Annotated in this window: 9 protein-coding genes; 6 read left to right on the plus strand and 3 right to left on the minus strand. The window is 46.9% G+C overall.

The features are described 5' to 3' along the window. Entirely contained in the window at positions 1-1,950 is a 1,950-nt protein-coding gene (locus AC5ELV_RS09820; RefSeq protein ID WP_493430034.1) for an oxidoreductase, read from the plus strand. Between the two features lie 171 nt (positions 1,951-2,121). On the opposite strand, the gene AC5ELV_RS09825 is transcribed toward AC5ELV_RS09820, so the two are convergent. Then, on the minus strand, positions 2,122-3,663 hold the full coding sequence (locus tag AC5ELV_RS09825) for a family 43 glycosylhydrolase (protein WP_493430035.1): 1,542 nt from the start codon (positions 3,661-3,663) through the stop codon (positions 2,122-2,124). A gap of 402 nt (positions 3,664-4,065) precedes the next feature. On the opposite strand from AC5ELV_RS09825, the gene hmpA reads away from it, so the two are divergent. Then, complete coding sequence (gene hmpA / locus AC5ELV_RS09830; protein ID WP_493430036.1) at positions 4,066-5,295, plus strand: NO-inducible flavohemoprotein; 1,230 nt, start codon at positions 4,066-4,068, stop codon at positions 5,293-5,295. Positions 5,296-5,407: 112 nt separating this feature from the next. Here the strand turns inward: hmpA and serS are convergent, their stop codons facing one another. Beyond that, on the minus strand, positions 5,408-6,697 hold the full coding sequence (gene serS, locus AC5ELV_RS09835) for a serine--tRNA ligase (protein ID WP_493430037.1): 1,290 nt from the start codon (positions 6,695-6,697) through the stop codon (positions 5,408-5,410). 522 nt (positions 6,698-7,219) lie between these two features. On the opposite strand from serS, the gene AC5ELV_RS09840 reads away from it, so the two are divergent. From AC5ELV_RS09840 to AC5ELV_RS09855, 4 genes are all read left to right on the plus strand, one after another. Continuing rightward, positions 7,220-9,772, plus strand: a complete 2,553-nt coding sequence (locus tag AC5ELV_RS09840) for a DUF2339 domain-containing protein (RefSeq protein ID WP_493430038.1) — start codon at positions 7,220-7,222, stop codon at positions 9,770-9,772. 162 nt (positions 9,773-9,934) lie between these two features. Next, the gene (locus tag AC5ELV_RS09845) at positions 9,935-11,284 is read left to right on the plus strand and encodes a sodium-dependent transporter (RefSeq protein ID WP_013312591.1); all 1,350 of its coding nucleotides are present in this window, start codon (positions 9,935-9,937) and stop codon (positions 11,282-11,284) included. A gap of 274 nt (positions 11,285-11,558) precedes the next feature. Next, a complete protein-coding gene (locus AC5ELV_RS09850; RefSeq protein WP_493430039.1) occupies positions 11,559-13,517 on the plus strand; it encodes an acyltransferase family protein in 1,959 nt (652 codons plus the stop codon). Positions 13,518-13,713: 196 nt separating this feature from the next. Beyond that, entirely contained in the window at positions 13,714-14,670 is a 957-nt protein-coding gene (locus tag AC5ELV_RS09855; RefSeq protein ID WP_493430040.1) for a polysaccharide deacetylase family protein, read from the plus strand. 77 nt (positions 14,671-14,747) lie between these two features. Here the strand turns inward: AC5ELV_RS09855 and AC5ELV_RS09860 are convergent, their stop codons facing one another. Then, positions 14,748-15,875 carry a glycoside hydrolase family 88/105 protein gene (locus AC5ELV_RS09860; RefSeq protein ID WP_250240813.1) on the minus strand — a complete coding sequence of 376 codons (1,128 nt, stop codon included), beginning with the start codon at positions 15,873-15,875 and terminating at the stop codon, positions 14,748-14,750. Positions 15,876-15,906 lie beyond the last annotated feature (31 nt).

The following is a 15,906-nucleotide window of genomic DNA, read 5'->3' on the forward strand; positions in this document are numbered from 1 at the left end:
ATGCAAAGAAAATATCCCAATCTATGTAAACCAATCACAATTGGAAATGTGACTTTCAGAAATAGAATGTTTGGCTCTCCTATGGGAGGCACGGATATTACAGCAGACTGCACTATTGGACCCAAATCTACAGCTTTTTATGAATTAAGAGCAAAAGGCGGTGCTGCGTCAGTTACGGTCAGTGAAGTCGTGGTTCATCCCGAGACAGAAGCTTCCCATATGTACCATCTGGATCTGGGGACAGTAGATTCTCTTGCTAGTTTTACCTATACTGCAGACGCTATTCGCCGTCACGGGGCAATTGCCAGTGTGGAATTGTCTCATTCTGGACAGTATGCAGGAACTTATCTGACTGACAAAAATAAGAAACAAGGACTTGCTCAGTGGGGCCCCAGCCCCGGAGTACGTCCAGACGGCAGAGAAGTAAAGGAACTTACGCAAGAATTAATTGATGATATCGTAGCAGCTTATGGTAGATGTGCTGGACTGGCTAAAAGAGCAGGTTATGAAATGATTATGGTTCATGGCGGACATGGATGGTTGATTAATCAGTTTTTTTCTCCTTATTTCAACCGCAGAACAGACAAGTATGGCGGATCTTTGGAAAACAGGGTGCGTTTTGCACAGGAGGTTCTGGACAGTGTTCGTAAAGCGGTGGGCTCTGGCTTCCCAATCGAGTTTAGAATGAGTGGTTCGGAGTTATTTGAAGGCGGCTATGACCTGACAGAAGGTATAGAAATTGCTAAATTAATCGAATCAAGAGTCGATCTGCTCCATGTATCTGCTGGAACTTATCAGACAGGCTTTGGTATCACACATCCTTCGATGTTCTTGCCTCATGGAAGTAACGTTTATCTTGCAGCAGAGATCAAGAAGCATGTAGGTATTCCAGTTGCAACGGTTGGCGGATTAAATGACCCGGCTCAAATGGAAGAAATCATTGCCAGCGGTCAGGCGGATGTTGTTGAAATGGCTCGCGCACTGCTGGCTGATCCAGAGCTTCCAAAAAAGGTGATGAGTAACCGCGACGAGGACATTATTAAATGTCTGAGATGCTTCACCTGTATGGCAGAACGTGCAGAAACATCCACAAGACGCTGTACGGTTAACCCATTAATTGGTCGTGAGATGGATGGAACAGAAATATACCCTTCCCCTAATCCACGCAAGGTTTTAGTAGCCGGTGGAGGCCCAGGCGGACTTTATGCAGCTCTTACTGCAGCTAAACGCGGACATAAAGTTATTTTATGTGAGAAGTCTGGCGAGGTAGGCGGTATTTTGAGGGGAGAACAGGCGATTCCTTTTAAATATGAGATGTATGAGTTAGGTGTTACTCTCAGGAAGCTGGCCAAAGACGCCGGCGTTGAGATTCGTTTGAATACACCTGTTACTAAAGAGTACGCAGAGAAAGAAAATGTTGATGCGTTAATTATAGCAGCTGGTTCCGCAGCCATTGTTCCTCCAATTCCTGGATTGAATGGTGATAACGTAGTCATTGTTAATAACTACTATCTGGAGAAGGATAGGGTCAGCGATAGCGTAGTCGTATTGGGAGGCGGTCTGGCAGGCTGCGAAGCAGCAATTCACCTTGCCCAGGAAGGTAAGACTGTTCATCTGGTAGAGATGAGAACGGACCTGGCTCCGGATGCTAATATTAGACATCGTCCGATTATGTTAAAAGAAATCGAAAAGAATAACATTCATGTTCATTTAGGATTTAAAGGGCTATGTGTTACACAAGAAGGTGTTGTTTGCGCTGATCAAAAAGGTGAAGAACATCTTGTTCCAGGTACTTCAGTCATTTGTGCGCTTGGACAACGGCCAAGAAGAAACGTAGTAGATGAGTTAATTGATTGTGCACCTTATGTTGCACAAATCGGAGATTGTGTTAAGGCATCTACGATCACGACTGCAATATATCAAGGATATCATGCAGCGCTTGATATCTGATTATCTGTGACTTACTATCACTGCCCGGCCTGTGACACTTCAGGAGTCTAAGAGAGGCACTCGAACATAGCGGTTCAACACAAATCGCACAGCTCCTGCAAATGGGTACAACATTGCGCAAGAGCTGTGCGATATTTTTTTAGGATTAAGGCAATATTCCAAGTGTGAAAGTTAATTGCCAAGCAATCTTACTTCATGCACCGTCGGGGTATACCAGTTGTTCGGATTATTGAATAGCACTGCATTTACAAGGTTGATTCGCACGTAGCGAGCTTGAAAATTGACTTTGTCACTGGTAAAGCCATACGTGGTATTACCTGTGCGATCAATCGTGGAGTAGTTAACTCCATCCGTGCTGTATTCAATTTTATATTTGTAATACGCTTCAGATCCTTTGTACATAAACCATGAAATATCCACTTCGCTGATGGCCTTGGTACTGCCCAAATCGACCTGCCACCAAGCGGGCCAGGATGCAGAAGCAGCCTTCCACGAGGTTTGGGCGTTGCCGTCGTTCGCTAGTGAAGCTGGAGAACCGGATGCGGCTGAGCTAGCAGTCGCTGTTTTGCCCTGTGCGTGATTCACAAGGGACGGTAGGATTACTGTGCCTGTCGCAGCATCCATATCCCAGCTACTGTACCAGTTCAGGGTTGCTGTTTTGTTGGAGTCATTCAGAGTTAGTGGTAACCAGATGAATTTGTGGTCGCTCAGATTGAGCGGATTCCAGCGGTCGCCCATATAGATGTAGCTGGTTCCTGCGCTGCCCGTAATCGTGGCGATGGAATGGATTTGCGAGCCGTAAGCCGCCGGATCACCGAAGGGCGACAGAGCAGACCAGCTTCCAGTCATGGAACTGGCGGTTGCGTAAGCACCCTGATTCGGATACCAGCCGGATGCCTGCGAGGTGAACAGATAGTAGGTATTGTTCTTTTTCACAACAGCAGGAGCTTCGCGATAGCCATTTTCAAAAATCCAGCCAACGAACGACTGCACGCCTGTATAATCGGCTGTCAGCTTGAAGATCGCCATCGTATCGTTGGCGCCGCCATTTTTACGGGAGGCTGTAATAAGGTAGCCGCTACCGTCAGTATCCGTGAACACCGTCATATCCCGAGACTCGTAATTCAGCGGGCGGAAGCTGCCTTGGTATGCAAAGTTTCCGTCGGGTGTATCGCTGGTAGCGACGGCTACACGACCTAGTGAGTAGTCCGTGCCATTTTCATAGTGCGCCCATAGTACATATTTTCCGGTGGTTTTGTTGTAGATGACTTTGGGACGTTCAATTTTGCTCGAATTCAGCTCAGGGGCGGAATCTTTGGTGAGAATAGTGCTGCGGAAGGACCAATTTTTCAAATCGGTTGAGGTATATACGTTCACTTTTTCAAATTTCCAATTTTCGGCGTGCTCGCCGTACCAATAATAAGTGGAACCTACTTTTAGGATATTACCGCTGTTCGCTTGAATGGGGTTACCTGCGGTATCTTTCCAATCCGTTCCGTTCGTAATGGCCGTGCTTGCTGTTGCGCTCAGGGATAGTTCAGCATGGGCGACGTCCAAACCATTCAGCGCTTGGTTCACCTCGTTCCCGTAGGTTGCTTGCGTAACGCCTGTTGTATTGGCGTGTGCTGCATCGGGTTGAAGACCCGCACTGGCCACTGCGAATAGGATACAAATCCATGCGGCTAACCATTTGCTACTGTTGATCCACTTCACGATATCATCTGCCTCCTTTAACACGGATAGGATGGGCGGAACGGCTTGTCCGGCACCTCATCTTCGATTTTATCCTAATTGGAAGCGTTTACAAGTGGAATAAATTGAAGTCTTTAGAATGGAGCGGTTCGTTTAATTATATGGACACCGTCCGCCGGCTCAGCATGAAAGACGTTCCCTTTTTGCCTACTTTGGAAAAGCTCGTCAGTTAAGTGTAAAATGTTTGTGATTGTGCGTTTTGTCATTGACACGTTCATGCAATATTTCAAATTTAAAGTGACTAGAATCACATAATCGGTTACTTTATGTGGGTATACTGGGTTTTAAATTGAGGATTAACAAATGGGACATATGTTGAAATACCCTTTGTTATCTTATTTTGGAGAGAAGAGGGATACAAAGATGCTAAGTGAGCAAACCATTGCAACGATCAAATCGACTGTACCTGTTTTGGAGGTACACGGAACTACAATCACCAAGCGTTTTTACCAGATGATGTTTGAGGCCCATCCCGAGCTTCTCAATATATTCAATCACGCGAATCAGAAGCAAGGACGTCAACAGGGGGCGCTGGCCAATGCGGTATACGCAGCTGCACAGCACATTGATCGTCTGGAGGAAATTCTTCCGGTGGTCCGCCAGATTGCACATAAGCATCGCAGTTTGGGAATTAAGCCTGAGCATTATCCTATCGTCGGAAAATATCTGCTCGCTGCGATCAAGGACGTACTGGGAGATGCAGCTACAGACGAGATCATTGCCGCATGGGCCGAAGCCTACGGTGTGATCGCTAACGTATTTATAGACATGGAAGCTGAAATGTACAAGGAGGCTGGACAGCAGCAGGGAGGCTGGTCAGACTTTAAGAGCTTTGTTGTACAGAAAAAGATTAAGGAAAGCAACCAAATTACGTCCTTTTATTTAGTGCCGCAGGATGGGCAGGTGCTGCCTGAATTCGAGCCTGGGCAATATATCAGCTTAAAGATGGAAATTCCGGGCGAACATAATACCCACATACGTCAATACAGTCTTTCAGATGCACCAGGCCAATCTCACTACCGGATATCTGTAAAGCGCGAGGATGCCGAAGAGTCCCGCCCGGCAGGTAAAGTATCCGTGTATCTGCATGAGCAGGTGCAAGAGGGCGATGTGCTTCAAGTATCTGCACCGGCGGGTGATTTTACGCTGGATCGGGCAGATCGCAGACCTGTCGTGCTGATCAGCGGTGGGGTCGGGCTAACCCCAATGGTTAGTATGCTGGCTTCCTTGGTGAAATCTGCTCCGCATCGGCCTATCACCTTTGTCCACGCAGCAGTCAACGGAGATAACCATGCTCTGCGTAATGAGGTGGAAAAGCTGGTCGCCACACATGCACAAGCTGCAGTTCGTTGGTGTTACAGCAGACCAACGGAGCAGGATCGGCTGGCACAGGCTTTTCACAAGGAAGGCCGCTTGGATCTGGCCTGGTTGCAATCCGTGATACCGGAACGTAACGCACAATATTACTTTTGCGGCCCTGAGGGATTCATGCAATCGGTATACGGCCTGTTGAAGGAGTGGAATATCCCTGCTTCGGATATTCACTATGAATTCTTTGGCCCTGCCAGCGCATGGGAAGCAGAAGCACAATGACACAATGAGACATCAAAAAAGACGAAGGATATATGTCCTTCGTCTTTTTTGCGATGATTACAATGGGAAATCCTGCTCATTGGGTACTACTTTCCAAAGTGCGCTCCTGTTTTCATAACAAGGGAGTACGCAAAAATTCCATACCTTGCGGCATATATGGGCGTAAAGCCTCTGGAATACGGATCGAACCGTCCTCTTGCTGGTGATGCTCCAGCAACGGAATCAGAATCCGGGGCGAAGCGACCGCTGTGTTGTTGAGCGTGTAACAATATTTCAGCTTGCCATCCGCATTCCGGTACCGGATGTTGGAACGGCGCGCCTGGAAATCAAGCAGCTGGGACGACGAATGTGTCTCGCCGTAAGCCTGGCGGCTGGGCATCCATGTCTCAATGTCCACCTGCTTGTAGGTTTTTTGTGCCATGTCGCCTGTACACACAGCCATCTTGCGGTAGGGCAGCTCCAGCAGTTGAAGCAGGTCTTCCGCATTGCGCGTAATCTCCTGAAACATCTGCTCTGAAGCGTCCAGGCTGGCTTCGCAGATGATGACCTGCTCGACCTTGGCAAACTGGTGCACACGATACAATCCGTGCACATCCCTTCCGGCCGAGCCGACCTCATTGCGGAAGCATACGGACACGGCTGCCAACCGGATCGGGTCGGTAACATCCACGATCTCACCGCTGTAATACGAGACCAGCGGCACTTCCGAAGTGCCTACAAGCCACTGATCCTCTCCTGTGATGCGGTACGTCTGGTCCAGCCCGAGCGGGAAAAAGCCAGTGCTGCGCATTGCCTCCGAGCGTACCATTAATGGAACATCTAACAGCTGAAATCCTCGTTCGCTTAGCAGATCAACAGCAAGCTGCTGCACAGCCCGATGCAATGCAACCCCTGCTCCCGTCAGATAGTAGTTACGGGTACCGGCTGTTTTGACACCCCGAGGGACGTCGATAAGCTTGTGAAGCTCACCGAGCGCCATATGATCCTTGGGTTCAAATCCGAAGTCGGGTATCGTTCCGACTCGATCCAGTTCTACATTATCTTGATCCGATTGACCTCGCGGCGTATCTGGGGATACGATATTGGGCATTAGAAGCAAGAGCTGTTGAAACTGCTCCTCTATTTCCTGTTGCGGGGCTTCCAGAAGATCTAGCCGTCGGTTAATTTCTTTGACCTGCCGCTTTGCCCCTTCTGCCTGTTCACTCTGGCCGGCATGGATTAGCGCACCAATATCCTGACTGCACTGATTACGCTTCTGCCGAAGCTGTTCCACTTCCTGAAGTAGCTGTTTTCTCCGATCATCCAGGGTCAGCAGCTCCGCGACGGATACCTGTATTCCTTTGCCGTCTGCTGCCGTCTGAACCTGTTCTTGATGCTCTCTGATCCATTTGATATCCAACATGACACCGCACTCCTTTTCGGATAAAAATACAAAAAGCGCCCTCATCCACATGGGACGAGGAGCGCTTTGATCTCGCGGTGCCACCCAAATTGACCGGACAGCATGACAGATGTCATGACTCTCCAATCCACTTTGCTCCGCTGTAACGGGCGGGTCCGGTTTACTTAGTTACATATCGCCATATCCTACGCTAACGTATGGTCCTTGGCGTAAACGCCTCCGAGTTGGATGCTCTTCACAGGCATATTATCGTTTGCTTTTTTGTTAGTATACGGATTTTCGGCAGGGTAATCAAGGGCATACTCTGCAACACATTCAAGCGGGTTTCATGTTTGCGAAGGGGAGAGATAGGCTTTATTTCATATGTATATCCATTCTACTTCATCTGCGATGATGAAACTGGAAGAATATTTAAGGAATGGCCTCAATTTCACGTTCAAAATGGGCTATAGTCTCTATAATGCCTTTTTAATTTCATGTAAAATGTAATGATTACCAAAATGGACAGCGATGGAGGAGAACATGGAGGATTTTAAAGATCGTTTACATACGATCCGCCAAGAACAGAACAAGCTGCTCAAGGAGTATCAAACATTAATCGCGGACTATGAGGCCTCAGATATCATTTTGGAGAATGAGGTTCTGCGAAAAAAGTTCGAGGATTATCAGGCTCGCTGCATTCACTTGGAAGAGCGCGTACGACATATTGAGCAGGAAAATGGAAAGCTGCGCACTGCGCTGACGGAGCAAATGCTGAGTGAAAAGGCGAATATGATTCGCATTTCGCGTGAAAAGCTGGAGACCTATTTTGCTTCCAGAACCACAGAAGGGGAAAATCGGCTGACATCCTTTGAATATGGGGCTAAAAACCGGGTGGACCAGCTTATTCAGCAGACTACGCATGAGCTTAAAGAAGATCAGGACGAGATCGTCGCCAGATTACGACTGTTCTCAGAGGAGATTCGAGACCGAATTATGGAGCAACGCAGGCGGTTTCAGGAGGCCGAGCGTAAATTGCTTCATCAGACGGTAAGCGAGTTCCAGCAGTTCGGAGAAGAAGAGATCAGCGAAGAAACGATGCAGAAGCGCATGAAACAAAATCAGTTTGAAATGAAACTAGGCTTGAACTGGATCAACAAGCTGGGGATTTTGCTCATTATATTGGGTGTGGGAGCCGCTTTTAAATACTCATACTCGAACTGGTTTACAGGAAATATGAAGGGTGTGGCCTTCTTTCTGCTAGGAGCGCTGATGCTGGGCGGCGGCGAATGGCTGTATCGCAAGCAGAAGCAGACCTTTGCGCTCGGTATTTTGGGCGGTGGTATTTCTGTACTGTACGGATCGATTTTTTACAGCTACTTTTTGTTAGAAATCATAGGAATGTATACAGGCATAGGCTTGTCCGTATTCGTTACGGTGACCGCTGTGCTACTGTCATTAAGGTATGAATCTCGAACAATATGCTCTTTCGGTTTAGTAGGGGGATATCTCCCGCTGTTTTCCTATATGGCAGCGAACGGGCTGGAAGGGAACGCCGTGTATATCGCCATGGGATATTTGTTCCTGTTAAATCTGCTGATTCTGCTTGTATCCTTCCGCAAACGGTGGGTCGTCGTGCAATATATCAGCTTTTTGCTTAATACGCCCTTGATGATTGTGCTGGCGTGGTTGTCGGAAAGCGCCGTAGCGAGCATGCTGTATGCAGTCATTACATTTGCGATGTACCTCGGGATGACGCTGTGGGTGCCGTTCCGTTTAAAAACAAAACTGTCATGGCTGGATTTTTCTCTATTGGCTCTGAATACAGTCGTGAGCTGTTCCGTTCTGTATTCTCTGTTCAGCGATGCAGGCCTGGATGATTACAAAGGTTTGCTGGCTCTCGTCTTTTGCGTGGTGTACGGGGGCCTGGGACAATGGGTCCGGCGATATATTCCAGAGGAAAAACAAACCAAAATATTATTTTATGCGACTTCGTTGACCTTTGCCATCCTTATGATTCCGTTCCAGTTTGGAGTTAGATGGTTATCCATGGGCTGGTTGATCGAAGCGGTTCTTCTTACATTATATGGGCACCGTTACCGGTTGAAGGAATTGGAACGAGCTGGCTGGGGCATTTTATTACTGTGTCTGGGCGCATTCTTTTTCGTCGATTTTCCTATATACCTGTTGTCAGGATTTGAGACGGATTATTTTGGACTCAAATATACGCTCATTACACTGGGAATGTTGATCGTTACCGTCTTCTATGCGATTGAATTTAGCCGTCCGAATGCTTTCAAAAACAATCGTTTGTACGAAATGCATATCATGCAAGGGTTTAAATATGTAGCTTTGGTGAACGTGTATTTCTACCTTTTGTATGAAGCCGGGCATTGGTATAACATCGTTGTATCCGACGAGTTTGCTCATTACACCTTGTACAAAGTATTGTTGTATACCTGCGTATCGCTGGTATTGGCTTATTTCCTGCCTAAGGTGAGGTTGCTGTATGATCGGGTGATTAAATACTACAGCTTGGCGTTGTACGTCATAGGCTATGCGCTGGCACTGGTGGCCACCGTAGCGATTCCAACTTTGCATGAAAATTATGCGCTAAATACGGCTGCTGATTATGTGGCGCTGGTGGTGCTCGCAGCCTTTAATGTGCTGGTATTCTTTAGTAGCAGGGATTTCCTGAACGCACTGATGACCCGACATTATAGAAGTAATGAGTTGTATCCGGTCATTATGGGTGTATATTTGCTGGGCATCATAACCGCCTTTCTCGGAGTTCAGTTCCGCCTGGGGGATGCTGGTCTTGTGTTCAGTTTGGTGTATTTGCTGCTGGCCATTTTGTATATTGTATACGGCTTCCTCAAGCGAGTGGTCTACATTCGCAGATTTGGATTGGGCTTGACCTTGCTGTCGACAGGCAAGCTGCTGTTGTATGATCTGCACCTGTTAACGACAGGAAGCACGATTGTAGCCTACTTCTCTTTTGGTGTTGTACTGTTGGCGATTTCGTATATTTATCAAAAAGTATCTAATCGCATGGGAGAGACCATAATAAAGAAGGATGTTGAAGAAAATATGTAGTTTTCTGTTGTATTGTGTAGATACCGAACATTATGAAAATAAATCCGGTAATAGTGAAAAAATATGCATGACCTTACATCCTACTTACGCTATAATGAGTAAAAATTATTTATGTACGCATGCTCATGTTTATGCGTAAGTAGAGAGAATGAGGGGGATATAATGAATTTGAGCAAGGGGCAGAATAGCCTGTCTGATAAAAATGAACGCTTCTCGTCTGCTGGATTTATATTGGCGGCGATCGGCAGTGCGGCAGGACTAGGCAACATCTGGAAATTTCCGTATATTACAGGACAATATGGCGGAGCTGCATTTTTCTTATTGTTTATTGTCTGCCTGTTGCTTGTTGGTTTGCCTGTACTTTTAGCAGAGCTTGCGCTTGGTCGTGCAGGTCGAGGAAGTGCTGCTTCTGCAATGGTAAAAGTAGGCGGTCATCCGATTTGGGGCAAGATGAGCATCATGTTTGTTATCGTGCCGTTTGTTATCTTATCGTTTTATGCCATTGTAGGAGGCTGGACACTGCATTATGCCGTAGAGGCATTCAGCGGAAATCTGTTTTCAAATAATGATTTTGCTGGACAGTTCGCTTCTTTTTCCTCCGGGTATGCGCCATTGGTTTGGCTGTTAGTTGTTTTTGCATTTACAGCAGTCGTGGTTACTCTTGGGGTATCAAACGGGATTGAAAAGTTCAATAAAATTTTGATTCCTGCCAAGGTCATCCTGTTGCTCGTGTTGATGATTAACGCTCTTATGCTGCCAGGCTCTGGTGCGGGCGTATCCTTCTTTCTGAATCCCGACTTCTCTAAGCTAAGTATAGAGTCTGCATTGGTTGCTTTGGGACATGCCTTCTTCTCACTTTCACTGGGGATGGGAATTATGATCACGTACGGTGCGTACGTAGATCGCCGTCAATCGCTGGGTGGAGCCATGCTGGCAGTTGGTGGCGGAGATTTAATCTATGCGTTTATCGCAGGTATGATTATTTTCCCTACAACCTTCTCCTTCGGAATTAACCCAGCTCAAGGACCATCGCTGGTTTTCATTGCTTTACCGGCTGCTTTCTCGGCAATGCCTTTTGGTGCATTCTTCGGCGGTTTGTTCTTCGTATTGCTGGCAGTTGCTGCGTTAGGTTCTATGGTATCCTTGCTGGAAGTTCCAGTAGCCTATGTCATGGAGCGTATGCGTTGGAGCCGGGTTCGCTCCGTTATCGTCGTATCGGTTCTGTGCTTGATGCTGGGCGTCCCTTCTGCATTGTCCATGGGGCTGGTGCCTGAACTAAAAGTAGGGGATAAATCATTCTTTGATTTCGTAGACTTTACCGCATCCAACATCTTCTTACCGTTAGGCGGTTTGTTGATTGTTATATTCACAGGTTATTACTGGAAGACTGCGGCTGAGCATGCGAACATCAAACCCTTCTGGTTCAACGTGTGGTTGTTCGGTCTTCGGTATGTTGCACCGATCCTGATGTTGTTGGTCTTCCTTCATACCTCAGGTATCATCAAATTTTAAGAGAATAGAATACGAATAAAAAGGCATTTTCTTCCTAAGGGAAGAGATGCCTTTTTTTGTATATCTATCAGTGGTTACCTAACTGTGGAAAGGAATGATATAATAAAAACATTGTCATTAATTTTAACTTCATTGAAATCATTACGATTATGAAGTTTTATATAATGAATGAAAAGGCTACAGGGCATCGCAGACGATGTGCAGGAGAGGGAAAGGGCAGAAGAGCATTGAAACAGACAGGGAGCTTGAATTTGCAAGAAGGACGGCGGCTGAAATGAAGTCTAATCGGTTGTCGTCACAACGTCGTTATATGCCAGGTTTGGATGGTTTAAGAGCGCTGGCGGTCATCGCAGTCATTGTGTATCATCTGAATCCGGATTGGTTGCCGGGTGGTTTGTTGGGTGTAGGCGTGTTTTTTACTTTGTCGGGGTATCTGATTACAGATATTTTGGTTAGTCAGTGGGATACATATCATAGTTTTAAAATGAAAGATTTCTGGCTGCGGCGTGCCAGAAGGTTGCTGCCTGCCATGTTGACGGTTGTGGCTGTCATTGTCCTGTGCTCGTTGCTTTTCGATCCGTCACGGCTCACGGCCTTGCGCGGAGATGTACCTGCCGCATTGGTGTATATGAGCAATTGGTGGTTTATTTTCCATCAGGTTTCGTATTTTGAAAGTTTTGGTCCACCTTCTCCGCTTGGGCATCTGTGGTCACTGGCGGTGGAGGAGCAGTTCTATATTCTGTGGCCTTTACTGCTGGCGCTCGGGCTAAAATACATGCCCAAGCGTATTGTGCTCGCAGGCTGGGTAACTTGTCTGGCGTTAATATCTGCGCTCCTGATGGCTGTGATTTACGTACCGGGAAGCGATCCGAGCCGGGTGTATTATGGCACGGATACGCGTGGATTTGCTTTACTGATTGGTGCGGCGCTGGCCTTGGTGTGGCCAAGCGGCAAGCTGAAAGAGCAAGCCTCTCCTAAAGCGCGTATGCTTCTGGATAGCATCGGTGCGATAAGCTTGCTGTTGCTTTGTCACTGGGCGTGGGCCTCGAATGAATACGACCCATCTCTATACCGGGGCGGCCTGCTGGGCATTGCTTTGGTCAGTGCTATTGTGGTCGCAGCGTTGGCACATCCGGTAAGCCACCTTGGTCGTCTCCTTGGAATCAAGCCGCTGCGCTGGATTGGAGCCCGTTCCTATGGACTGTATCTGTGGCATGTTCCGGTTATTACGCTAACGACGCCTCAAGTAGATACCGATGGCGTGCATGTGATGCGCATCATTTTACAATTGCTAGCTACCGTATTGCTGGCGTCTCTCTCGTTTAAATATATTGAGGAGCCGATCCGCCATGGAGGATTCCGCCACTGGATCACAGAAATTCGTTCAGCGGTTCGTAGACAGGCGCGGTGGAGATGGATGCCTACAACTACAGCGGCTGTGCTTTTTGCAGGTATTCTCGTGGGTACCGTCCACCTGTACGTGACATCTTCTGATGCAACTATTCAGGCGGCATCAAGTGATGAGAAGCCAGTCGCAAAGGCAAAGGCGATGCCGCCGCTTCACGGAACGGTATCCGTGGCTTCCAAGGGGACCCAAGGCACCAAGCTGCAAGGGTCCGAGGGCAGCAAGGCGCAGACCCCAGTCCCGTCTCAAGCTCAGACGCCTAAGAGTACAGCGGTCCAGCCTGGTACTACGGATGATGTTCCGAAACCGTCGCAACCTTCGGACAAACCCCAAGAAGCTACGCCTATGACAGGTGATGGTTCGAGTGTGACCGCCATCGGAGACTCTGTCATGTTGGATGTACAGTCGTACATTCAGGAATCCTTCCCGGGAGCTGTTGTAGATGGGCGGATCGGTCGTCAGATGGCCGAGGCACCTGCCGTACTGGAGCAGCTAAGACAGAACGGACAGCTGGGGAAGACAGTTATCATTGAGCTGGGCACGAACGGCGCTTTCACCAAGGATCAGTTGGCGAATTTGCTCGCCAGTCTGAAGGATACGAAACGTATTATACTCGTGAATACCCGTGTGCCTCGGCCATGGGAGAGCATTGTGAACAAGCATCTTGCCGAAGCAGCGTCTCAGGACCCGCGAATTACAATGATTGACTGGTATGCAGCCAGTTCTGGTAAAAATTCATATTTCGAGCATGACGGAGTACATTTAAAACCTAAAGGTGCTAAAGCTTATGCGTCCTTGTTGGCTCAGGTCCTAACGAAACAATCGTAATAAACTGCAATGATACTCATAAATTATGCAAATGCAAGACAAGAAAGCCACCGGGAGTAGGTTGTCCTCTGGTTGAAGTGCATCCCTAAATTTTCATCGGCTAAACCTAAGGGTTTTTCCAATGTCCATTCTAAGGTGTGTACATCAGCCCTGATCCGGTGGTTTTTCTTATTTTAGTGTGGAGGTACATAAGCTCATGGAAAAGGGTTATTCACATAGTAGGACAAGAGAGCACCGCTTGAAGAGGAACAGAAAAAGACTGATTTTGATTGCTATTATATTATTTGTGGCAGGCTGTATTACTTTCATTGCAATAAAGGTCTCAGATAACAAATCGCATGCGCCAACACAGGAGCTTGCTAAAAAAACAGATTCCGTATCCAAAGACTCATCCAAAGGTAAAGTAAATGCGGGGGCAAATGGTAAAGCAGTCTCTCCAAAAAGCGACCCCGAAGTAGAAGATGGTGCCTTTGTCGAAAAATATTTAAAACAGCAAATGCTAGGGCAGATGCCCGATGGAGCCGATGGTAAAAAAGTGGCCTACTTATCCTTTGATGATGGTCCATCCGTGACGGTAACACCTAAAATATTAGACATTCTGAAAAAACAGAAGGTCAAGGCAACCTTTTTTATCGTAGGAAAAGAAGCCGATGAAAATGAACATACCAGAAACATTATCAAAAGAATTGTTAAAGAAGGTCATGCGATAGGAAACCACACGTACTCTCATAATTATAAGTATTTATATCCTAACAGGCGGGTAAGCACGGACCATGTTATGCAGGATATTGAGAGAAACAATAAGGTGCTAAAAAGTATTCTGGGGCCAGAATTCAGCACAAGAATGATCCGGTTTCCGGGGGGCCACATGACATGGAATAGCAGAGATCCACAGGGGATGGCTGCTTTGGATAAAGTCTTACTTCAAAAGGACTATCATCAGGTAGATTGGAATGTATTAACGAAGGATGCAGAGGGAAAATCCAAGAAAGCACCCGCACTAATCAACCAATTTATGAGATCAGCCAAAGGTCGAGAAAAAGCTATCATACTAATGCATGACACCTATGGTAAAGAAGAAACAGCCAAAGCATTGCCGCAAATTATAGAATATCTAAAGAAACAGGGATATGAGTTTAAGGTTATGAAGTAAGATATGTTTATATATTGGAAAAGGACGGGGCTGATGGCCACCGTCCTTTTTGTAATTAAGGATATCGTTTGCGTGTTTTAGATGCGCTCTGCTTCACCCATCGCCTGAATGAAAGCTCCGATACCTTTGGGATCGTTGGTTATAATCGGCTCACTGATATAGTAAGCGAAGGTACCGTCCCGACGATCTTTACCACCCAAACCGCTTACTTGCACCGTTTTGTTCAGATTCACGAGTCCTTCTTCAGTGATCGTGATAAATTCATCGATAATTCCCTTGCGGATGATTTCTGCCTCTTGACGATATTGCTCCGGCAGATAGCCTTTGCGAACGCCCTTGGCAATAGCATAGAGAATCATGCAGGAAGCAGAGGCTTCCAGATAGTTGCCTTTCACATGGCCCAGGTTGAGCACCTGATAAAAGACTCCACTTTCTTTATCACGCACTTTTAGCAGGGCTTCCAGTGTTTCCGTCAGCATATCGATCAGGACGGGACGGTCTGCATGATCCTCTGGAATATAGTCCAACACGTCAACGAGTGCCATAACGAACCAACCCATCGAGCGTCCCCAGAAATTTTTGGAACAGCCTGTTTCCGGGTTGCACCAATGCTGCTCACCCTTCTCATCCCAAGCATGGTAGAGCAGGCCTGTTTCAGGATCACGTGTATGTTCGTAGCAGAGCTTGAATTGCAGGGTCACATCGTCAAACTCTGACGGATCTCCGAATTCGCGGATAAATTCAGCGTAAAACGGGGCACCCATGTACAAGCCGTCGAGCCAAATTTGATATGGATAAATTTGTTTATGCCAGAATGCGCCCTCACTTGTGCGCGGGTGTTTTTCCAACTGACTGCGTAATTGATAGGCTGCCTTTTTGTATCGTTCATCTCCTGTGGCACGATACAGCGAGAAGAGCAGCTTACCGTTATTCACATGGTCAATATTGTACTCATCTACTTTATAACGCTGAATTACGCCATTCTCGTCAACAAAATGGTCCATATGTTTTTTTATATATTCCATGTACTTGGGGTCGCCTGTCAGTTCGCCAACCCATTCCAGACCTCTGTAAATGACGCCATGGTCATATTCCCATTTTTCGTAAAATTCTGGACTCCGTTGCAGAACGGAATCGCTCATACGTACAGCCCAAGAATCTGTTTTTGTAGGACTGGTGGTTGGTTGTGATGTTGGATTTGCCATGATACAGTCACCTCTTTAGTAAATGTTTAAT

This window comes from Paenibacillus sp. NMA1017 (genome assembly GCF_058895805.1).